16 protein-coding genes are annotated in these 24419 nt (G+C 38.6%); 15 read left to right on the top strand and 1 reads right to left on the bottom strand.

Going from position 1 to position 24419, the window contains the following annotated elements; all coding sequences use genetic code 11:
- Window positions 1-4: 4 nt before the first annotated feature.
- The gene (locus I215_RS12240; RefSeq protein ID WP_008992289.1) at window positions 5-3175 is read right to left on the bottom strand and encodes a SusC/RagA family TonB-linked outer membrane protein; all 3171 of its coding nucleotides are present in this window, start codon (window positions 3173-3175) and stop codon (window positions 5-7) included.
- 1391 nt (window positions 3176-4566) lie between these two features.
- On the opposite strand from I215_RS12240, the gene I215_RS12235 reads away from it, so the two are divergent.
- From I215_RS12235 to rpsS, 15 genes are all read left to right on the top strand, one after another.
- Window positions 4567-11814 carry an Ig-like domain-containing protein gene (locus I215_RS12235; RefSeq protein ID WP_083852507.1) on the top strand — a complete coding sequence of 2416 codons (7248 nt, stop codon included), beginning with the start codon at window positions 4567-4569 and terminating at the stop codon, window positions 11812-11814.
- 51 nt (window positions 11815-11865) lie between these two features.
- On the top strand, window positions 11866-12795 hold the full coding sequence (locus I215_RS12230) for a PorP/SprF family type IX secretion system membrane protein (RefSeq protein WP_008992287.1): 930 nt from the start codon (window positions 11866-11868) through the stop codon (window positions 12793-12795).
- 11 nt (window positions 12796-12806) lie between these two features.
- Entirely contained in the window at window positions 12807-14735 is a 1929-nt protein-coding gene (locus I215_RS12225; RefSeq protein WP_008992286.1) for an OmpA family protein, read from the top strand.
- A gap of 216 nt (window positions 14736-14951) precedes the next feature.
- Window positions 14952-15797, top strand: a complete 846-nt coding sequence (locus tag I215_RS12220) for an immunoglobulin domain-containing protein (protein ID WP_008992285.1) — start codon at window positions 14952-14954, stop codon at window positions 15795-15797.
- A 30-nt stretch (window positions 15798-15827) separates the two neighbouring features.
- Window positions 15828-16709 carry a hypothetical protein gene (locus I215_RS12215; RefSeq protein WP_008992284.1) on the top strand — a complete coding sequence of 294 codons (882 nt, stop codon included), beginning with the start codon at window positions 15828-15830 and terminating at the stop codon, window positions 16707-16709.
- A gap of 78 nt (window positions 16710-16787) precedes the next feature.
- Complete coding sequence (locus tag I215_RS12210) at window positions 16788-17960, top strand: T9SS C-terminal target domain-containing protein (RefSeq protein WP_008992283.1); 1173 nt, start codon at window positions 16788-16790, stop codon at window positions 17958-17960.
- Between the two features lie 214 nt (window positions 17961-18174).
- On the top strand, window positions 18175-18549 hold the full coding sequence (rpsL, locus tag I215_RS12205; RefSeq protein ID WP_008992282.1) for a 30S ribosomal protein S12: 375 nt from the start codon (window positions 18175-18177) through the stop codon (window positions 18547-18549).
- Window positions 18550-18571: 22 nt separating this feature from the next.
- Entirely contained in the window at window positions 18572-19048 is a 477-nt protein-coding gene (gene rpsG / locus I215_RS12200) for a 30S ribosomal protein S7 (protein ID WP_008992281.1), read from the top strand.
- A gap of 8 nt (window positions 19049-19056) precedes the next feature.
- Window positions 19057-21186 carry an elongation factor G gene (fusA, locus tag I215_RS12195; protein ID WP_008992280.1) on the top strand — a complete coding sequence of 710 codons (2130 nt, stop codon included), beginning with the start codon at window positions 19057-19059 and terminating at the stop codon, window positions 21184-21186.
- Between the two features lie 12 nt (window positions 21187-21198).
- Window positions 21199-21504, top strand: coding sequence for a 30S ribosomal protein S10 (rpsJ, locus tag I215_RS12190; protein WP_008992279.1), 306 nt, complete (start codon window positions 21199-21201; stop codon window positions 21502-21504).
- A gap of 237 nt (window positions 21505-21741) precedes the next feature.
- A complete protein-coding gene (rplC, locus tag I215_RS12185; RefSeq protein WP_008992278.1) occupies window positions 21742-22356 on the top strand; it encodes a 50S ribosomal protein L3 in 615 nt (204 codons plus the stop codon).
- Complete coding sequence (gene rplD / locus I215_RS12180) at window positions 22356-22985, top strand: 50S ribosomal protein L4 (protein ID WP_008992277.1); 630 nt, start codon at window positions 22356-22358, stop codon at window positions 22983-22985. The genes rplC and rplD overlap by 1 nt, the downstream gene beginning before the upstream one ends.
- A 7-nt stretch (window positions 22986-22992) precedes the next feature.
- Window positions 22993-23283, top strand: a complete 291-nt coding sequence (rplW, locus tag I215_RS12175; RefSeq protein WP_008992276.1) for a 50S ribosomal protein L23 — start codon at window positions 22993-22995, stop codon at window positions 23281-23283.
- Window positions 23284-23296: 13 nt separating this feature from the next.
- Window positions 23297-24121, top strand: a complete 825-nt coding sequence (gene rplB / locus I215_RS12170) for a 50S ribosomal protein L2 (protein WP_008992275.1) — start codon at window positions 23297-23299, stop codon at window positions 24119-24121.
- Between the two features lie 11 nt (window positions 24122-24132).
- A complete protein-coding gene (gene rpsS / locus I215_RS12165; RefSeq protein ID WP_008992274.1) occupies window positions 24133-24411 on the top strand; it encodes a 30S ribosomal protein S19 in 279 nt (92 codons plus the stop codon).
- Window positions 24412-24419: the final 8 nt, after the last annotated feature.

Raw genomic sequence — 24419 nt, 5'->3', positions numbered from 1 at the left:
TTCTTTAGAATTTAACATTTAGACTAACACCAATCGTGCGAGTTGATGGAGTTTGTGCGTACTCCAACCCTTGTTGTCCAACACCAACCCCGAATGCGGTTTCTGGATCAATGTGGGGAGCTTTTTTGTGAAGTATTGCTAGGTTTCTAATGTTAACCCCTAAATCAATAGATTGGATACCCATATCGCTAAATAAATGCCCTGGAAGGGTATAACCTACAGAAAGTTCTCTCCATTTAACAAAGGATGCATCATAGATGGATGATTCTGCAATGTTCTGGCTATATGCAGTAGAATAAAAGGCTTGAGCACTAGGTGCTATCACATTGTTAGGTACATAGCCTCCATTTCCGTCAGCCATAACACCGTCACCAATAATTCCAGATTCCCGTCCTTTTAAAGTTTGTTCTAACACACCAGTTAACATACCCCAAGTATTGGTTTGAGAATATACTTCTCCACCTTGTTTTATGTCGAATAATGTGCGGAAGTGAAACCCTTTATAAGAAGCGTTAATTCCTAGACCTCCAACCCAGTCAGGCTGAGAATTTCCTAGTATTTTATTTTCTCCTCTTACTGGTAATCCACCATCATAAATAATTTCTCCGCTAGCTTCGTCTCTAGCGAAGGATGGACCATATATGGCTCCAATAGACTCTCCATTTCGTGCTTGGGTATAAACATTCCATAAATTACCTCCGTCTAGATTAATTACACCATTACCTTCAATGTCTGACACTAGGTTGTCATTTTTAGCAAAGTTAATATCCAATCCTAAGTTAAATCCATCGGGATTTCTTAGGACATCAATTCCAGCTACTACTTCAAAACCTTTATTAGTAATAGTAGCAGCATTCTTCCATACTGATCTGAAACCAGATGAAGTAGAAACATCTAAAGGCATGATAACATCTTCAGCTTCTCTATGATAATAGGTGAGGCTTAAATCAAGACGGTTGTTGAATAATCTAGTTTCAATACCTGTTTCAATTGCAGTTTCTGTCTGTGCGGTAATATCTGAATTCCACGCAGTGTTGGGATACTGAGCAGTTGGAGTTTGTCCATTAAGCCCAGAAGATGCAAGGTTATACGCAGGATTTACATTGTATGGTGAAAGCGGTCCTGCACTACCTGTCTGAGCCCATGACCCTCTTAGTTTTAAGAAGTTTAACACATCTGACTGAATGTCGAACATTTGATGCGGTAAAACACTCAATGAAACTGATGGGTAGAAAATACTGTTGTTTTCTGTAGGTAGTACACTAGCCCAGTCATTTCTTCCAGAGAAGTTTAAATACACATAGTTATTATAACTCAATGATCCAGTTGTAAATATACTGTTGATTCTTTGTTCACTACTATCATCACCTAATTCTGCTGGTTGTGCCGAGTTTGCTATGTTGAATAAGCCGTTGATCACAAGATTTTGTGCTACAGCATCAAATAATCTGTAGTGACTTACCATTGTAGCACCACCCACAGTTAAATTTAGGTCAAATTGATCATTTGAGCCAAATGAATCCGTATAGGTAAAAAGGGCTTGAGAGTTAATTTCATATCTATTTCTCTCTGTCATTCTATAGTATCCATTTAGATTCTCTATAGTTCCAAAATGGTATTGTGTTTCTTGGATATCGTTGAAATAATCAATACCTGTTTGCATATCTAAACGAAACTTATCACTTATTTTATAACCAATGTTTGCCCCTCCCATAAATCTGTTTCTTTCCCATGGGTGAAGGTTATTATCAAGTGCCCAGAAAGGATTGTTGTTATATGCAGTGTTCCAGTTGATTGGCACCATTCTTGGATCTCCTGAGTTTGCCATGTTAATGGTTGGAAGATTTCTCCAATCCCTTAATATTCCCCAGTCTGTCTGACGAGCACTCCATACCAACTGTCCAATTTGATTCGCTGGTCCACCGTAGCCAACTCCATTTCTCTGGTCAGAATTACTTCTGATATATCTAACATTAAAACCAACCGACCATTTGTCACTTAAGTCAAAATCAACATTACCCCCAATATTGTATTTTCTCAAATTTGTATTGTAAACAATACCTTGAGCATCTGTTAATCCCATTGAAAAGCGATAGGAAGCTGAATCAGTACCTCCTGCAAATGAAACTGTGTTGTCAGTAGTTAAACCAGTTTGATAGAAATCATCTTTAACACTGTTTCCGTGTGAAACCCATGGCAGTGGTTGCGGGTTATTTGGATTTGCTATATAAGATCCGTATTGTACGAACTCTAAACCAGCATCTAAGCGTGGTCCCCAACTTTCATCAACACTTCCACTTCCATTACGTCCATCAATAAAGAAAAAATTGTCTGGATCATATCCCTGTCCATACGAGTTTTGATAGTCGGGGAAGATGTAAGGATTAGAGAAAGATACAGTGCTGTTGATTGAGATCCCTAATGCTTGATTCTTTTTACCAGATTTTGTGGTAATTACAATTACACCGTTAGTACCTCGCATACCGTAGAGTGCCGTAGCTTCACCTCCTTTTAATACGTTCATTGATTCCACATCTTGCGGGTTGATGTCTGCAAGACCATTAGGGACATCTGTTCCAGTATTACCACTATAGGTGTATGAGCCATTGTCCATTACGATTCCATCTACTACAATTAGAGGCTGTGAACTACCAAAAATTGTAGAAATACCACGAATAGTAATACGGGAAGAAGATCCTATATCCCCTGAAGATTGAGTGATATTTACTCCAGCAATTTTCCCAGAAAGTGAATTCACCACGTTTGTAGTTGGGACATCCGCAATACTTTCACTTCCTAATTGTTGGGATGAATAACCAAGTGATTTTTCTTCTCTAGTAATACCTAGAGCTGTCACCACAACCTCATCGAGTGCCTGAGCATCTAATCCCAAGGTAACATTTATGCTGCTTGCAGCACCAACAGTTCGTTCTTCTGTTGTTTGACCTACAAAGGAATATACTAATACATCTCCTGTGTTAGCTTGGATGGTATAGTTACCATCAAAGTCTGTTTGAGTACCATTAGAAGTACCTTTTACTAGGACATTCGCTCCAGGAAGCGGAAGACCATCTTGGTCTGTAACCACCCCTGTTACGGTTTTGTCTTGTGCAAAAGTAAATTGCACAATCAACGCTAGTAATAGCGTCAAAAATCCACTAAACTTTGTTCTCATTTTATAAATTTATTTGAATTAGCTAGTGCGAAAATGATAAATTCATGTTAATAATCCAATTTTTTTATCATAAAATGCTAATTCAATGTTAAGAAAAATTAAAAAATCAATAAGCGAGCCTTTAAATTAAATATAAAACTGAATAGACTAGTTTTTTTCTTAAATTGGTATTAATTTCATAATCCTTCGACATTACAAATTATATTAGGTTAGACTACTGGTGAGTTGAGAAGGTATTTAGTGTTGATTATATTATTGTGAACTTGATCAATGATAATCATTGGCTATTAATGAATTTCTTGCAATTAAATACGTAATGTGGGGTGCCTTTTTTAAGTTTAATTTTTATTTTCGATTATTTGATTTAAATAATCTTCTAGTTATCATCAAAACCGTTTCAAGTAGTTATCATCAAAACCGTTTCAAGCAGGCTAATGAAACTAATAAAGATTAACATTCAAATATATTTTACTTTAGAATCCTTCGAATTACACTTAGTAAGTAAAATTTATTTGGCTACTGTCATATTTACTTGGTCAGAATTTATCTAGTTAGACTTTGGTGTGTGTCTAAAGATGATTGATTTGAAAATGCTATTGATCTTAATAGCCTCCTTCAGAGTGCGGTCATAATACTAGGTGACATATGTGAAAAAGTTACTACTTAGTGTGGATTATTTGTTTTTTATTTTACCTTGGGATTTTGGCAATTCGCTTATTATAACCTTACAGGTTATTGTCCTTTAGACTATTAGGTTTTTAAAATTTTAATTTAATGTTTTTTGGTTTTTGTTAATATTTTAATTAAATTTCCTCACTGTTAAGTTTAATTTCCTATTTAGCGTAGGTTTTATATTGCAAAATATTTACTAACTTTTTGAAATATTATAACGAGAAACAACATACATTGATTTTAGAGTAAGTAATAATAATATTTTCTCCCCATTCCTCTTTTTTTAGACCTACATAATACTATAGTTGATCTTTGTCAAAAATGAATTTGACATCGATTTGATTTAGAACATATATGTTTTGATTTATAAACTTCCCTCAAGTTTACGTTAGGTTGTCGGTTAAACAACCTTAATTAAAATATTTATAAACTAGATTAATAGCCTATGTCAAAAACTACTTTCTCCACGCCTAAACGCGTTTTACATAACAATCAATTTTTTAGGAAGACATCTATGATTGATGGATCAAACTCTTTGCTACTCGCATTGAAGTAAGGCTTCACTACATAGATATTACCGACCTCTATCCATTTGCATGGTGTAGAACAGGATTAGTGTGCTCTTAGTTTAGCTAAAGAAATCATCATTAACTCCTGATTATTAGGTGATTCAGTTTATTTAACTGCGTCACCCTGGACATCAATTTTCAAATATATGCATGATGAAACAAAAACTACCATCTACATGTAGGGCTCCCCGTACCTTAGATTTTTATGACCCCGGCACTAATTCTTTAACCGGTATATTACCTTATAATTCAAGAATTCATTTGGGTTTCGACCCAAAACTATCCATTACATTACTATTAGCTTGTATTTTTAGTTTAGTGTTAGGGCTAAACACACTACAAGCTCAAATTGGTAATGCACCACCCAATGAACTTTCTCCTTGGACCACTGATACATATTCTGATTTGGTGGTCAATATTGTTGATGATGTATCTAGTACTATACCCGTTTGTCTAGGAGGTGTTAATAATGAGGAGAGGATTATAGATGATAATTTAGGTGAACCAGGGACTATAACCTTCGGTGCCGCATTATTAGGTTGTAACGCCACCTTGAGTGTGGCAGATCCAGTAAATGATTATCCTGCAGGAACCTGGGCTGGATTTCGTGTAGGTACAGGAGGTCTTTTAGGACTAAATGTCGGTTTAGAAATTACAATTACCACTTATATGGACGGAGTTAATCCAGTTCAAAGTCAAACCTTCGATGCTGGATTAATTAGTGCAAGTTTGCTTTCAGACAACATAGCAGATGTAGGATTCATAACTACTGGGGATTTCAATGAAATAAGAATCACTTATCAAACACTCGTTGGAGTAGCTCAATTAGCTGAAATATACCATGCAAGTATAGTTTCCTTTGAAGAAGGGCCTGCTTTAGCATGTAATACTACCACTTCAATGATGCGTCCTGCTTACCCAATGAGTATATCAGAGGACAATACAGATTTGGGTAGTATTCTAGCTATAAACGGAAGTTCTGCAAGTAATAATGTCATTGACAGCGATCCTAATAACTTTGCAACATTAGATTTTACTTTAGGGTCTGGTTCTCTTTCAGTCAAAGATGAAGTAACCGACTACGATGCAGAAACCTTTGCAGGTTTTGATATCGAATCCACTTCACTTCTAAGTGTTGGATTATTGGATGCTATTACAATAACAACCTACCTTGATGGAATTGAACAAGAAACTGCCGATGGAACTTCAGGCGGAATTTTAGCACTTAATACAAGTATTTTAAATTCTGGAAATGAAAGGAGTCAAATAGGTTTTATCACAAGCCAACCTTTTGATGAAGTTCAGATTACTGGATCAGCGGTAGCTCTTGGAAGTATGAATGTATATGGTCTTAGCTTAAAAGAGTTTTGCCCAGCTGATCCATCCGTATTGGCGTGTAACACTCCAGTGATGGCTACAGAACCAGACTTCCCTTTACTTATTAATGGTGTCAATACAGGGGTTAGCGGAATAGGCGTTGGTGATGTAACCAACATTAATGCTGTGATTGATGCTGATGACACGAATTTCGCAACCATTGACTTAGCTTTAGGCGTATTGGGAACAGCATCGTTATCTGTTCAAAATCCTCTTGATACGTATCCTGCCAATACCTATACAGGTTTTGATTTAGAAACTGGCGGTATTCTCAGCTTAGATCTACTCAATAATGTTACACTGACAACTTATTTGGAAGGCGTTGAACAAGAGTCTATTGATGGTAGTTCTGAGGCCTTGTTAGCGGTTAATAGCGGACTTCTTTTTGGAGATCCTGGCCGTTATCAAATAGGATTTGTTGCAAGTACTCCATTTGATGAAGTACAAATTTCGATGGAGCAAATAGCCGATGTTGATCTTGGGGTTACAAATATCTATGGAGTTATTCTTCAGACCTTATGTGAATCACCCATTACCTGTGATATTACTCCTCTTTCCAATCCAGGCCAACCAGTGATAATTAATAGTGCAGCAACCGGAGCCAGTGGCGTTGGTGGAGTAGGAACCTCTTTAGAAAATGTTCAAAATGTAATTTCAGAAGATATTACCGATTTTGCAACTGTAAGCCTTGGTGTTGGTGTTGGGGAGTCTGTATCAATTTCTGTTCTAAATCCGATCGGTGAATTCCCTTCAGGTAGCCAAGCTGGATTCCTGGTAAGAGATGTTAATGATTTCCTTGAGGTTGGATTGCTTGATCAGATCACCGTTTCAACTTATTTGGATGGAACTCAAGTCGACTCATTTTCAGGTGGTGGTCTGCTTTTACTCCAAGCGTTGGGGCTAATTAATTTAGATCTTATAAACGAACCAGGTTCAGAAGATTTTAGTTTTATTGGAGTAACTACAACTGGTGATTATGATGAAGTTAGACTAGAAATAGGAGCGGTAGTTACTGCGTTAAATGAAATGGAAGTTTATGGCGCGTATGTAAATCCTCGAACCATAGAGGGACTTGATAACAATCCTACAATCGCGATCACAAGTATAGGTGAGGATAATATTATTAATGCTACAGAAAGTGAAGGTTCAGTTATCATTGAGGGAACAACTGGAGGGGATGCCGCAGAAGGAGATGCAGTGGTAGTAACAGTCAACGGGGTTAATTATAACACTACTGTTCAATCTGGTGGCACTTTTACTGTTGATGTTCCAGGTAGTGGACTTGAGGCTGATGCTTCCTTAACTGTTACCGCTGTCATTACACATGTGGGAGGTGACTGTACCTCAACGGCGGAAACATCCTTAGCTTATACATTAGATCTTGATGCGCCGACAGTGCCAACGGTGGAGGAACTTATCACCAATGACACTACTCCTGAATTAACCGGTACAGCAGATTCGGTAGATGAATTAACCATCGAAGTTAACGGTATAACCTATAGCGAAGTAGGCGGAGATGTTATTGACAATGGAGACGATACCTGGACACTTCAAATTCCTGATGGAAATGAAATTCCAGAAGGTGTTTACGATGTGGTGGCTACCGCGACTGACGCCGCTGGAAACACTGCTGTGGATGTTACCGTGGATGAACTCACCATTGATACCACGGATCCAACGACTCCTACGGTAGATGAACTTGTCACCAATGATACTACTCCCGAATTAACCGGTACAGCAGACTCGGTAGATGAATTAACCATCGAAGTTAACGGAATAACCTATAGCGAAGTAGGTGGAGATGTTATTGACAATGGTGACGATACTTGGACACTTCAAATCCCTGATGGAAATGAAATCCCAGAAGGTATTTACGATGTGGTGGCCACCGCGACTGACGCTGCTGGAAACACCGCTACTGATGGAACAGTTGATGAACTCACCATTGATACCACGGATCCAACGACTCCTACGGTAGATGAACTTATCACCAATGATACCACGCCCGAATTAACTGGTACAGCAGATTCAGAGGATGCATTAACCGTAGAAGTTAATGGAGTGACCTACGTTGAATCAGATGGGTATCTTACAGATAATGGTGATGGCACCTGGGTGCTACAAATCCCAGTTGGAAATGAAATTCCTGAAGGGGTGTATGATGTGGTTGCCGTAGCTACGGATATAGCAGGTAATACTGCATCTGATACTTCGCTCGATGAACTTACTATTGACACGACTAATCCTACAGTACCAACTGTAGATGAACAAATTACTACGGATACCACCCCTGAGATTACCGGGACAGCGGATTCAGAGGATGAGTTGACCATAGAGGTGAATGGAATAACGTATACCGAGGGTGATGGAAACCTTATTGATAATGGTGATGATACCTGGTTGTTACAAATCCCTGATGGAAATGAGCTTCCAGATGGCATTTATGATGTGGTAGCGACGGCGACAGATATAGCTGGTAACGCATCTTCGGATGATACAATAGATGAACTTAGGATCGATACTACAGCACCTACTGTTCCGACAGTAAACGAGCATATCACAAATAGTAATACGCCATTGTTAACGGGAACGGCAGATTCCATAGATGAATTAACCGTAGCGGTTAATGGTGTAACGTACACAGAAGGGGATGGAAGTCTTACGGATAACGCAGACGACACTTGGTCGCTCCAAATTCCCGATGGAAACGAAATTCCTGATGGCGTTTACGATGTGGTTGCTACCGCAACTGATCTAGCAGGTAATATTTCTACTGATACCACTGTAGATGAGCTAACAATTGATCAAAACGCTGTTACCACGCCAACAGTTGATAAATTGGTGACTAATAATCGAACCCCTGAAATAACAGGGACAGCAGATTCCGAAAATGATCTCACAGTAGCTGTAGATGGTGTTACTTATACCGAGGGAGATGGAAATTTAATTGATAATGGTGATGATACTTGGACACTACAAGTACCTTCTGGAAATGAAATAGCAGACGGGGTATACGATGTGGTGGCTACCGCTACCGATGGAAGTGGAAATACTTCTTCCGATACTACCACAGATGAATTGACTATTGATACCGTCGGGCCAACAATACCTACTGTAAATCCAGTAGTTACCAACGACACAACCCCTGAAATTACTGGAACGGCAGATTCCATTGATGCATTAACTGTAGCTGTAAATGGAGTTACTTATACCGAGGGAGATGGAAGTCTTTTTGATCATGGTGATGATACTTGGTTCCTACGTGTGCCTATTGGTAATGAAATTCCAGATGGTATTTATGACGTGGTTGCCACCGCTACTGACATGGCTGGAAATAATTCCATTGATGCCACCGTTGATGAATTAACCATCGATACGGTAGCACCAACCCCACCAACGGTAGAGGCACAAGTGACCAATAATCAAACCCCTGAAATTACTGGAACGGCAAGTTCAATTGATGAACTATCAGTTGCTGTCCATGGGGTAGTTTATGCTGAAGGGGATGGTAATTTAACAGATAATGGAAATGATACTTGGACACTTCAGATCCCAGCAGGGAATCCTATACCAGAAGGGATATACAATGTAGTTGCAACGGCAACAGACGCTGTGGGGAATACCTCTAATGATACTACTACGGACGAATTGACTATTGATCTTACGGCTCCTACGGTGCCAACAGTCAATCAACACACTACCAGTAATCATACCCCACTACTGTCTGGAACAGCTGATTCAGTAGACGATCTGACCGTCGAAGTGAATGGAGTGACCTACACAGAAGGTGATGGAAGTTTAACGGATAACGGAGATGGAACCTGGGCACTTCAAATTCCTGTTGGAAATGAAATTCCAGATGGGGTCTATGATGTCGTTGCTACAGCCACTGATGTAGCAGGTAATACTTCTAATGATGCCACGGTTAATGAATTAACCATTGACCCTGCGGCACTAACTACTCCAACGGTAGATAAAGTTATAAGTAATAGTTCAACTCCAGAAATAACAGGAACAGCAGATTCAGCAGATGATCTAACTGTGGAAGTTGATCAGGTAACCTATGCTGAGGGCGATGGTAATTTAACTGATCACGGTGATAACAGATGGACACTCCAAGTTCCAGACGGAAATGAAATTCCAGATGGCATTTACGATGTAGTGGCCACGGTTACTGATGGCGGTGGAAGTTCTTCTACCGATGTCACCACAGATGAATTAACCATTGATACAGTAGCTCCAACAGCACCTACTGTGGATGTCTTAGTTACCAATAGTCCCACTCCAGAAATAACTGGAACAGCAGATTCAGTAGATGAATTAACTGTGGGAGTTAATGGAGTTGTTTACACAGAAGGAAATGGTGAATTAACAGACAATGGGAATAATACCTGGACACTTAAGGTGCCTTTGGGTAATGAAATTCCAGATGGTGTTTACGATGTGACGGCTACTGCGATGGATACTGCTGGAAATGTATCTACAGATGATACAGTGGATGAATTGACGGTAAATTCAGCTTCGCCTAACACACCGACAGTGAATACAATAGCAACACCAGACCCTACACCACATATCACTGGAACAGCTGATTCAGAAGATGATTTAACTGTAGAGGTAAATGGAGTTGTATACACGGAAGGCGATGGTAATCTAACGGATAATGGAGATAATACATGGATGCTTCAAGTTCCAGACGGAAATGAAATTCCAGATGGTGTTTATGATGTTATTGTAACGGTAATAGATCAGTTCGGAGGAACCGCAAATGATACTACCACCGACGAGCTGACAGTAAATTCAGCTTCGCCTAACACGCCAACTGTGAATCCTATAGCAACGCCAGATCCAACACCACAAATCACAGGAACAGCTGATTCAGAAGATGATTTAACTGTAGAGGTTAATGGAGTTGTTTACACGGAAGGTGATGGTAATCTAACCGATAACGGAAATAATACCTGGACGCTTCAAGTTCCTGATGGAAATGAAATCCCAGTTGGTACTTATGATGTTGTGGTCACGGTCACAAATGACACAGGAAATACTTCAACGGATACCACTACGGATGAGTTAACTATAGATTCTAGCGCTCCGACCACTCCAACAGTGGACCCAATAGCGACGCCAGATCCAACACCTCAAATTACTGGAACAGCCGATTCAGAAGATGATTTAACTGTTGAAGTTGATGGGGTAGTTTATACAGAAGGCGATGGGAATCTTGTCGATAACGGGGATGGTACTTGGACTCTTCAAGTTCCTGATGGAAATGAAATCCCAATTGGTACTTATGATGTTATAGTTAAAGTAACAGATGATAGCGGTAACACTTCAACGGATGCCACTACAGATGAATTAACCATAGAAACTCCACCAGTGTCTGATATCAGTATTACCAAAGTAGCTGATCAACTGAATCCACTTGTAGGTGATTTAATCAAGTTTACTGTAACGGTAAGCAACGGTGGGGCAACGGAATTCAGTGAATTACTTATTGATGAGGTAATAACTAGTGGTTTCACCTATCAAAGACATACTGCGTCCATCGGAAATTATCAGCCAACAGTAGGACAGTGGAAATTAGAGGAACTTGCTGCAAACCAAACAGCAACCTTGGAAATCTGGGTTGAAGTTAATCCAACAGGTAACCATACTAACATTGCTTCAATTCGAAGCTCAGTACCTCAGGATGACACTTCAAATAATTCCGATGAAGTGACTATAGAGCTAAATTGTTTACAAGTGTTTAATGAATTCACGCCGAATTTTGATGGCTACAATGATTACTTCAGGATAGAATGCATTGAGCAATATCCTAACAGTGTTTTAAAGATCTTTAATCGATACGGAAATAAGGTATACGAGGTTGTAGGATATCAAAATGACTGGACAGGAATAGCCAATGTAAATGGTGCAGTTAACAGAGGGAAAGAGCTCCCTGCTGGAGTTTACTATTACTCACTTGTTGTGAGAGAAATAGGAGTAGATAAATCTGGATGGTTATATATCGCCAAATAACTAAAAACGTATTAATCATTCATTTAAAAATGCTTATTAAAATATAAACTCATGAAAATTATAAACACATATACAACAAACGCACTGTTACTGTTATTAGCATTTTTCGCTAGTGTGGAACTAGTTTCGGGACAGCAACAACATCAGTTTACTCAATATATGTACAATCCGTTGAGCTTGAACTCAGGATATGTCACGGACAATAGACTAGAGGCTGGACTTATTCACCGTTCACAATGGGTAGGTATAGATGGAGCTCCATCCACACAATCTTTGACAATTGCAGGTAGAACTGGTCGAAGAATTGGAGTAGGGCTCACGATGATCAATGAGAACATTGGACCTTCTAATGATCTCGATATCAACGGGGTGTTTTCCTATAGTATTCCGCTTTCTTACAGAATGAATTTGTCATTTGGGATGAATTTTGGAGTAGACATTTTAAATGTAGATTGGTCTGAGGGTTCCTATGCGAACCCTAATGATCCAATCCTCAATAATAACTTGTCAAACGTTACGCCAATTATTGGGGCTGGAGCTTATTTATATGGAGATCGTTGGTATGTTGGGCTTTCCACGCCTAATTTTATAAAGACAGAAACCTTTGATAATGACCAAGAGCTTGTGATCGATAAGACCACTCAGTTCTATTTATTAGGGGGGTATGTCTTTGATATATCACCTGATTTTAAACTCAAGCCATCCACTTTGCTTAAATACAATGATGGAGCTCCAATTACAGTAGACTTGTCTTTAAATGTGCTTTTACAAGAACGATTTACAGCTGGTGTATCCTATAGATTTAACGATGCGCTTAGTGCCTTGTTAGGGTTTCATATATCTAGGAGTTTCTTTGTGGGCTATGCCTATGATTACTCCACTACGGAACTCAATAAGTACAATGACGGTTCACATGAAATCATGTTGAAATACACTTTGCCACTGTTTGATGCACGTGCAAGATCACCAAGATTCTTCTAATACCAAAGACGATGAGAAAATTTTTAATATTAATTCTATTTATACAACTAGGCCTGTATGGGCAAAATAGTAGTTGGAAAGCCGATCAATACTTTGAAGATTTCCATTTCAAAGAAGCCGCAGCAATGTATGAGAAATCTATTGCTGAAGCCGATGCCATTGATGAAATTACTCTTGAAAGACTAGGAGATAGTTATTTTAATCTCAATGATTATCAAAGAGCCTATAAATGGTATGAAGAGCTTTATCACCTCAAGCACGGGGATATTAAGGAAAGCACATTGATCAAATATGTTCAAAGCGCCAGAGCTAGTAGAAAATACGATAGAGCGGATAAGTTAATTACGGAGTTTTATGCTGATAATTACGATCGCTTAGAGGTAATTGCTACCCAGAAGCGACATTTGGATAAGATAAAAGAAAGTGATTCTTTGTATAAGATCTACAATTTGGATATCAATACAAATAAATCAGATTTTGCACCTGCCTATCACGGTGATTATTTGTTATTCACCTCTTCAAGGGATACTTCCGTTACAAAGGACCGTTATTATCAGTGGAACAATCAACCATTTTTAGACCTTTATATCGCAGAGCGAAATAAGCAAAATGGTGAGCTTAGCAAGCCAAAAAAATTTGGGGCAAATACTCGTACTAATTTTCACGATGCAACACCAAGTTTTAGCAGGGATGGCAAATTCGTTTATTTCACTAGAAACTATTCTAGTAAAAAACATCTTAAAGCAAACAATGACGGAGTTTCCAATATTGAAATTGTAAGGGGTTATGTCAGCGGAAATCAAATCACTAATATTGAGTCGTTAGCTTTTAATGATAGTGATTATTCCTGTGGGCACCCCGCGGTATCGGCAGATGGTAAGTATCTTTATTTTGTATCTGATATGCCTGGGGGCTTTGGATCTTCCGATATTTATGTAGCAGAGATTTTCCAGGATGGGATGGCAGATAATCCCGTGAATCTTGGTCCGACGATCAATACTGCTGGAAGAGAAATGTTTCCATTTGTCACCGATAGCGTTTTGTATTTCTCCTCTGATTCACATTATGGATTAGGTGGACTCGATGTCTTTTCTAGTGTAATGACTTCCAATACTACTTTTGAGGTTCCTTTAAATATGGGACCTGCACTGAATAGTAATATGGATGATTTTAGTATGATTTTAGATCCGAAGGAAAATACGGGCTATTTTGCATCCAATCGAAGTCTAGGAAAAGGAGATGATGATATCTATTTCTTTAAACGGAAAGAACCTATGCAATATCAACTTTTCTCTGGTAGGGTGCTTGATAAGAAAACAGAAGAGCCTATTGCTCTTGCCGACATTGTGGTGGAAGATATATTAAATGACACTGTATATACAAATGCTCAGAGTGACCAGGATGGCTACTATCAGCTCAGATTGCCTTTTAAAAGAACGCACGAATTAACCTTTTCAAAGCCGCAATACACCTCAGAAACGCTATTGGCAAAAACTAATGATCAGCCCGATAAAGAATTAACAGATAACAATGTTTATCTGACCTCTCTTGAGAGCTTAACGGTCAAAGAAGGTGATCTATTAAAGATCGATGTTGATCCTATTTATTTTGAATACGACAAGTCCGATATTACCCCTAAGGCTGAATTAGCTTTAGAAAAGGTGTTCTACGTCTTAAAGGAATTTCCAGAGATGAGAATTCTCATAGAGTCTCATACAGATAGTAGGGGATCGGATGACTATAATCTAAGTCTTTCCAATGCAAGGGCAGAGAACACCAAACGTTATCTGATTGCCAATGGGGTTGATAGATCAAGAATAGAAGGCGCGAGAGGTTTTGGAGAAAAAAGACTTCTTAACAAATGCTCTAACGGGGTCAAATGTAGCGATGGAGATCATGCATTAAACAGGAGATCGAATTTTATCATTATTCAAGAATAAACTAATTAGAGAATTCTTAAATGATGAAAATTAAAAAATAAGCGATATGCGCTTCTATTATGTAATGTAGTTTTTGTTACCTCATATCATTTTTTGAGAGTAATTGGTTGTCTTTCAGTAGTATGGTTAACCTAAACAATACCTATTACGGAAGGCAACCTTTTATTAGGAAAACCGCAGTGCATTTTGAAACCTCCCTTAAAACCTTTTTAAAAGATGAAGTCAGTTTGTCTTGCTTTAATTATTGTTTCAATTTTTGCTGTAAGTATTCAAACTACTTATAGCCAGAGGGTGTATGCGAATTTTGAAGAAGACAGCTATACCATATTATTAGCAAATGTAATTAATCCAAGTTTTGCTTCAGATCCTGATCTAACTAATTATTCGAGATTACAAGTAAACGTAGGATTAATAGGTTCTATTGGGACTGCCAGGCAAAACTTACAATTTACAGGTACACTTAAGCCAGAGCCAACTGCTCCAATAATGATAAGGTTTAGGTACGGAGGAGCGCTTCTAGGTCTTTCCAATGTTTTTAATGTTCAACGTACTGATGGTGGATTGAATCAGACTGAGGGAGACATATATACTGGTTCAACATTGTTAGGACTATTAGGGTTGGATGAAGCTGAGGACTCTGGGGAAGTTATTGTTCCAATACCAGCTACTAGCGTTCCTACTGATGGAGTGCAAATTAGATTAAGCGCTCTTATTGGTATAGGTCCTTTTGCGGAATTGTTCTACGCCTTTTTTATCACACCACCTACCGTGGAATTTACTACAGTATATGTATGTCAAGGTGAGTCCGCTTTGATTAGTATTTCTAATTTCCAGTCAGGTTATACTTATAGAGTTTATGACGCTCTTACCGAAGGTAATCTTATCTATAGTGGTACCACGGATGTACTTTCAATTCCAGAGGAAGATTTGACTACTGGAACTTATTATTTAGAAGCTGTGGAAGGAGGTACAGCGTTTACCTCTTCTAGAACAGCATTTGACATTGTGATCTATCCCAAACCGGGATACCCAGAAATTGATTTAAACGTCAATGAAAATTAAATAAACTCAATAAATTCAAAATCTATCATTATGAGAACAAGTACCATCTTATTCAGTCTTTTAGCGGCCGCGCTATTATTTGTAATTGCACCGGCTAGCGCGCAAGCCCCAACCTTTACTTCGCCCATTAGTACACCTGCTGATTTAGACGTAGGAACTATAAGTAGCGATGCAACTGATGTGACCATTGTAGATCAGGCAGTGTTGTTTTACAATCCTACCACAAACGGTCCTTCTATTACTTTGAATGCTTCTACAGATGATGGAGCTGGAAATACATTTTCTTCTTATGAGTGGAATACGGTCTCTTTTGATGGAACCGAAACTCTTATCACTGGTGAAACTACGATAAATCTAACTGCTACTGGGTTAGCTCCAGGATATCATAAATACAGAGTTTATGGTTTGGTGGATAATGGTGATGGAACGGTAACTTGTCAATCTAGCCAGTATGAGGATATCATTTTATTTGTATTGCCTGAGCTTGAGGTGACCTCCGCAGCGGCACTCAATGGAAATCCAGCAGGATATTGTGTGGATGATATTCCAGCAACTCCAATCCAGTTGTCAGTAGATAATATTACAGCAGACTACACAGGTAATTCAAATGGTTATACTAATCCAGCTGGAAGTGATTTTACAGTTAATTATAATTGGTATGCCAATTTAGATGGAGGTACGGCTAATCCAATTGATCTTGGGGACACTGCAACCTATGATGTTACTCTTGCTGAGGAGGGAACCTATACATTTTATGTCGAAGTTACCTATGCCGTAAAAGCAGATGATGGAACCAGAGAATACGTGGTATTTACCGATGCAGTTGACGATGAAACTGGAAACCCATTAGAAGTAGTAGTTACTCCAATACCTGGTGCACCTACCATTACTATAGGTTCCGCTACAGAATAAACTTAGCCTAGTATTAAACTTGAATGAGGAGGGTACTTAGTTGCCTATAGGTTTTATGAGTCTTTACATTAAAGGAGTATGCAGGGCAATTGTTTTTATAATTATCTCAGAATAGCTCTGGGGTTTATGATGGTCTTTGTTGCGGTTGTCGGGGATGTTTATGGGCAATCCAACATGCAACAAGTTCAAGTAAACCCTGGAGAATCTGTACGTTTAAATGTCTTCTCAGAAGGAGCCACCAGTTATGTTTGGTTACAAGATGATCAAATTATTGACCATGCTACAGATTCCTATTATATGGTTACAGAGCCAGGGATATATAGCGCCATTGCATATAATGATTTTCAATGTGCCTCGGTGCAATCCAACCTTGTTGAGGTAATCTTTCGAGCTACAGACACTGAGCATAGTATCGAGCATTTCTGTGAGCTATCAACTCCCACTGTTTTAGATATTGATATCGGCGTGGATGATTTGATTTGGTTCTCGGACAAGGGAGGGCAAAACAGCCTGTCAGCTGATGCGCCACTAATAGATGGTGTAACATATTATGCAAAGAGTATGTCAACTGGCTTAAATTATTCCGTACAAATCATTATGGATGCTTGTCTGGATATCGCTATTGATAAAAGCGTTGATGCGGTAGAAGCTGCCATGGATACTCAAGTAAACTTTACCATAATTGTTAGCAACAATTCAAAAGTAAAGGGCGAGAATCTCGTTATTAAAGAACAGCTTCCAGACGGATACCTCTATGAGGATCATCAGTTGACTTCTGGTCGCTATAGTAGTGTATCTGGTTTATGGGAAATCGTAGAGTTAGCCCCAGAGGCTAGTGAGCAGCTAAAACTTCGAGCCCGCCTTGTGGAGGGTCAGGTTTATCAAAACACGGCAGAGTTGATACATTCAGAGCCAGAGGATTTTAAAGCCAGTAATAATGTATCAAGCGCATCAGTAGAGGCAACATGCGTAAAGGTTTTTGAGATCTTCACACCTAATAATGATGGAAATAATGATACCTTTGTCATTCGCTGTATAGAACAGTATCCGAATAATATATTAAAGGTCTATGATAAAGATGGATCTTTGGTATACTCAAAACAAGGCTACGATAATAGTTGGAGGGGATACAGTAATTCAAATTGGACCCTTAATAAAAGTGATCCCTTACCAGCAGGAGTTTATTTTTACATTTTAGATTTAGGAAATAATACAAAAGCAACCACGGGGTGGATATTCTTAGGATACTAATGAAATTGTCGATTTTTCCATTTTATACAAAATCGTACTTCATTGATACCGAAGAGATTTTATTGAAAATTAATCAATTATGCGTTTGATTTATAAATAAATATATTTACCTTTGCCACCCTTTTAAATCAAAAGTGTGTCTAGTCGATAACTGGAAACCATTGATTTATAGGGATTTGATTAATAAAAAAACATAATTATTGTTAAGTAGATTATGCCAACAATTTCACAATTAGTACGAAAAGGAAGAACCACACTTACTAAGAAGAGTAAATCGGTTGCTTTGGATTCGTGTCCTCAAAGAAGAGGGGTTTGTACGCGTGTTTATACTACTACACCTAAGAAGCCTAACTCTGCAATGCGTAAAGTTGCAAGGGTTCGTCTTACCAATGGTAAAGAAGTGAATGCTTACATTCCTGGAGAAGGACACAATTTACAGGAGCACTCGATAGTATTAGTTAGAGGCGGAAGGGTAAAGGATTTGCCAGGAGTTAGATATCACATCGTTCGCGGTGCATTGGATACTGCTGGAGTTCAAGGAAGAACGCAACGTAGATCAAAATACGGTGCAAAACGCCCTAAAAAGTAATTAAAACTTTTAAAAAGAAGAAATGAGAAAAAGACAGGCCAAAAAGAGACCTCTTTTACCAGATCCGAGATTTAACGATCAGCTAGTTACACGTTTTGTTAACATGATGATGTGGGATGGTAAAAAGTCTGTAGCATTCAAGATTTTCTACGACGCAATGGATATTGTGGAGGAGAAAAAACAAGATGAAGAAAAAACTGCTTTGGAAGTTTGGAAAGATGCGTTGTCAAACGTAATGCCACATGTTGAGGTGAGAAGTCGTCGTGTGGGTGGTGCCACATTCCAGATTCCTATGCAGATCAGACCAGATAGAAAAGTATCAATGGCTATGAAGTGGTTGATTAGTTATTCTCGTAAGAGAAATGACAAATCAATGGCTCTTAAATTAGCTTCTGAGGTGTTAGCGGCTTCTAAAGAAGAAGGTGCAGCAGTTAAGAAGAGAGTTGATACTCATAAGATGGCTGAAGCAAATAAAGCATTCTCACACTTTAGATTTTAATACGTAAGATGGCACAAAGAGATTTAAAATATACAAGAAACATAGGAATTGCAGCGCACATTGATGCTGGTAAGACAACAACCACAGAGCGTATCTTGTTCTACACAGGGGTATCTCATAAAATTGGAGAAACTCACGACGGTTCAGCAACGATGGACTGGATGGAGCAAGAGCAAGAGCGTGGAATTACTATTACTTCAGCAGCAACGACTTGTACTTGGAATTTCCCTATGGAGAATGCGGAGCCAACTCCGGATACACACAGTTATAACTTTAACATTATCGATACTCCCGGTCACGTGGATTTCACCGTTGAGGTGAGTCGTTCATTACGTGTATTGGATGGGTTAGTTTTCTTGTTTAGTGCAGTTGACGGTGTTGAGCCTCAATCTGAAACTAACTGGAGATTGGCAGACCAATACGATGTGCCTCGAATTGGGTTTGTTAACAAAATGGACCGTCAGGGATCTAACTTCTTAAGCGTGGTTAACCAGGTGAAAGAAATGTTGGGTTCTAATGGAGTTCCAATTGTTTTGCCAATCGGTGACGAAGCTGATTTTAAAGGTATCGTTGACTTAGTAAAAAACAGAGCTGTAGTATGGCATGAAGATAACTTCGGTTCTACTTTTGACGTAGTGGATATCCCTGCTGATATGGTAGATGAGGTGAAAGAATACAGAGCAATGCTTATCGAGCAAGTTGCTGAGTATGATGAAGCCCTTATGGAGAAGTTTTTCGAAGACGAAGACTCTATTACAGAAGAAGAAGTACACGCTGCTCTAAGAGCTGCTGTTATGGATAGAGCTATCATCCCAATGGTATGTGGTTCTTCCTTTAAAAACAAAGGAGTTCAATTCTTATTAGACGCAGTTTGTCGTTATTTACCTTCACCAGTAGATAAGGAAGGTATCGTAGGTACACACCCTGACACTGGAGAAGAAATCGTACGTAAGCCAAGTGTTGATGCGCCATTTGCTGCATTGGCTTTCAAAATTGCTACCGATCCTTTCGTTGGTCGTTTAGCATTCTTCCGTGCATATTCAGGTAGATTAGATGCTGGATCTTATGTGTTAAACAACAGATCTGGTAAAAAGGAGCGTATTTCACGTATCTACCAAATGCACTCAAACAAGCAAAATTCTATTGACTTTATTGAGGCTGGAGATATTGGAGCTGCAGTTGGATTTAAGGACATCAAAACTGGTGATACCTTATCTGATGAAAAGTCACCAATCGTATTGGAAAGCATGGATTTCCCTGACCCAGTAATCGGTATTGCAGTTGAGCCTAAAACAAAGGCTGATGTTGATAAGATGGGTATGGCACTTGCTAAACTATCTGAAGAAGATCCAACATTTACTGCAAGAACAGATGAGGCTTCAGGTCAAACAATCATCTCTGGTATGGGTGAGCTTCACTTAGACGTTATTATCGATCGTCTTAGACGTGAGTTTAAGGTAGAAGTAAACCAAGGACAGCCACAAGTTGAATACAAAGAGGCTATTACCCAAAGAGCAGAACACAGAGAAGTTTACAAAAAACAATCTGGTGGACGTGGTAAATTTGCTGATATCGTATTCGCTCTTGAACCTGCGGAAGAAGGTAAATTAGGTCTTGAGTTCGTATCTGAGATCAAAGGAGGTAACGTACCAAAAGAATTTATCCCTTCTGTAGAGAAAGGATTTAAAGAAGCGATGAAAAACGGACCTTTAGCAGGTTACGAAGTAGACGCTATGAAAGTTACTTTACTTGATGGTTCTTATCACGATGTGGATTCCGATCAATTATCATTCGAATTGGCTGCAAAACTAGGATTCAGATCTGCTGCTAAAGCTGCAAAATCTGTGATCATGGAGCCAATTATGAAATTAGAAGTATTAACTCCTGAGGATTACATGGGAGATATCGTAGGTGACCTTAACCGTCGTCGTGGTCAAGTTAATGACATGAGCGACAGAGCAGGTTCTAAGGTGATCAAAGCTATTGTGCCACTTTCTGAAATGTTCGGTTATGTAACTTCGTTACGTACCCTTTCTTCAGGTCGTGCGACTTCAACTATGGAGTTCTCACATTACGCTGAAACACCATCTAATATTGCAGAAGCTGTTATTAAGGAAGCAAAAGGAGTTGAAGCTTAAACTTTTAAGAAAATGAGTCAAAAAATTAGAATAAAACTAAAATCATACGATTACAATTTAGTAGATAAATCTGCTGAGAAAATCGTAAAAACGGTAAAAAGTACCGGAGCTGTAGTAACAGGTCCAATACCTTTGCCAACACATAAAAAGATTTTTACTGTATTGCGTTCTCCACACGTAAATAAGAAATCAAGAGAGCAATTTCAATTGAGTTCTTATAAGAGATTACTTGACATTTACAGTTCTTCATCAAAAACTATTGATGCTTTGATGAAACTTGAATTGCCAAGTGGTGTAGAGGTGGAGATTAAAGTATAATCTTTATAAGGGACTAAGAAGTTCTTTTGAACTTTACAGACCAGTGTGGTTTCACTCAAAGATTTTGAGTAAAGACATGTCCTAAGCGTTACGCGAAGGAAAAACGGATAAAAATACATTTCAGGGTTGGAAGTATTTTTTCAGCCCTGAAGTTTTTTTAATAATTGAATAATTAATTAAGTATTAACAATGTGGTCGAAGGTTATTTAAAACCGGAGATCCTTAAACGTAAATTAAATGTCTGGGTTAATAGGAAGAAAAATTGGTATGACCAGCATTTTCGATGAAAACGGGAAAAACATCCCATGTACAGTAATCGAAGCTGGACCATGCGTAGTTACCCAAGTCAGAACTCTAGAAGTTGACGGGTATGAGGCTCTTCAGCTTGGTTTCGATGACAAGGCAGAAAAACGTGCTAACAAGGCCGAAGTAGGTCATGCAAAAAAAGCAGGCGTTTCTCCTAAGAAGAAAGTTGTTGAATTCCAATTTGAAGGTGATTACAAATTAGGAGACACTATTACTGTTGAGGAATTTGTAGAAGGTGAATATGTTGATGTTACTGGTACATCAAAAGGTAAAGGATTCCAAGGAGTTGTTAAACGTCATGGTTTTGCCGGAGTTGGTCAATCTACTCACGGTCAGCACAACCGTTTAAGAGCGCCAGGATCTATTGGTGCAGCATCCTATCCTGCTCGTGTATTCAAAGGAATTCGCATGGCTGGACAAATGGGATCAGAGAAAGTAACAGTTGATAACTTGCAAGTGTTGAAAGTAGTTCCAGAAAAAAATCTTTTAGTAGTTAAAGGATGTGTACCTGGTCACAAAAACGCTTATGTAATCGTTAGAAAGTAATGGAAGTAGCAGTTTTAGATATTAACGGAAAAGAAACTGGAAGAAAGGTTAAGCTTTCTAAATCAGTTTTCGGTGTAGAGCCAAGCAATCACGCTGTATACTTAGACGTGAAACAATTTTTGGCGAATCAGCGTCAAGGGACTCATAAGTCTAAAGAAAGAGCTGAGATCGCTGGTAGTACACGTAAGATTAAAAAACAAAAAGGAACAGGAACAGCTAGAGCGGGGAGTATCAAATCTCCAATCTTCAAAGGTGGTGGTAGAATTTTTGGACCAAGACCTAAAGATTACACGCAAAAGCTTAACAAAAACGTTAAGCGTTTAGCTAGAAAATCTGCCCTTAGTTTGAAAGCACAAGACAAGTCAATCATTGTTGTTGAGGACTTCAATTTTGAAACTCCAAAAACAAAAGAATTCACTAATGTTTTGAAAGCTTTAGGGTTAGAGAGTAAAAAATCCCTGTTCGTGTTGGGAGATTCAAATAATAACGTATATTTGTCGTCACGCAATTTAAAGACTTCTGAGGTCGTAACTACTTCAGAATTAAATACTTACAAAATTGTTAACGCAAATAGTATTGTTCTTTTTGAAGGGTCTATAGAAGGAATTGAGTCGAATTTAAGTAAATAAGAAACCAATGAGTGTGTTAATTAAACCAATTATTACCGAAAAAGCGACCGCTGATAGCGAGTTGAATAATCGTTATGGTTTCATTGTTGATCCTAGAGCAAACAAAATCCAAATTAAGGATGCTGTAGAGGCTACTTATGGTGTTTCTGTTGAACAAGTTCGAACAATGAATTACGGACCAAAAAGAAGCGTTCGTTACACAAAAACGGGTATCCAGAACGGTAAAACTAACGCTGTTAAAAAAGCAATTGTTAGCGTAGCCGAAGGGGATATTATTGATTTTTATAGTAATATATAACTAAAGACGAGAGATGTCAGTTAGAAAATTAAAACCGATAACTCCTGGTCAGCGATTTAGAGTAGTAAGCGGATTTGACGCGATTACTACTGATAAGCCGGAGAAAAGCTTGCTTGCTCCGATAAAAAAGACAGGAGGTAGAAACAGTCAAGGAAAAATGACCATGCGCTATTTAGGTGGTGGTCATAAAAGAAAGTATCGTATTATCGACTTTAAGAGAGCTAAAACAGGAGTTGAGGCTACAGTTGAATCTATCCAATACGATCCAAACAGAACAGCATTTATCGCATTGATAGTTTACACAGATGGAGAGAAGAGCTATATCATAGCTCCAAACGGTCTTCAAGTTGGACAAAAAGTTCGATCTGGAGCTGAAGCTACTCCAGAGATTGGTAATGCAATGCCTTTAAGTCAGGTTCCTTTAGGTACAGTTATTTCATGTATTGAACTACGTCCAGGACAGGGAGCTGTTATGGCTCGTTCTGCTGGTGCTTTCGCTCAGCTTATGGCTAGAGAAGGTAAGTATGCGACAATTAAACTTCCTTCTGGTGAAACCAGATATGTTTTAGCAGATTGTTTTGCAACAATTGGAGCAGTATCCAACTCGGATCACCAATTGTTAGTTTCTGGTAAAGCGGGTAGAACTCGTTGGTTAGGAAGAAGACCTAGAACTAGACCTGTAGTGATGAACCCAGTCGATCACCCAATGGGTGGTGGTGAAGGTAGAGCATCTGGAGGTCACCCAAGATCTAGAAATGGTGTTCCAGCTAAAGGTTACAGAACCAGAGCTAAAGCCAAAGCGAGTAATAAGTATATTGTAGAACGTAGAAAGAAATAAAGTATTAAGAGATGGCACGTTCACTGAAAAAAGGACCTTACGTTCACTATAGTTTAGAGAAAAAAGTTCAACAAAATGTTGAATCAGGTAAGAAGTCAGTTATTAAGACTTGGTCTAGGGCATCTATGATTACCCCTGACTTTGTTGGTCAAACAATAGCTGTGCATAATGGTCGCCAATTTGTTCCTGTATACGTTACAGAGAATATGGTAGGTCATAAATTAGGAGAATTTTCACCAACAAGATCTTTTAGAGGTCACGCTGGTGCGAAAAATAAAGGTAAAAAATAATAAGTAGC

Source organism: Galbibacter marinus (assembly GCF_000300875.1).
GTDB lineage: Bacteria > Bacteroidota > Bacteroidia > Flavobacteriales > Flavobacteriaceae > Galbibacter > Galbibacter marinus.
This window is presented reverse-complemented; position numbering and strand designations above follow the sequence as displayed.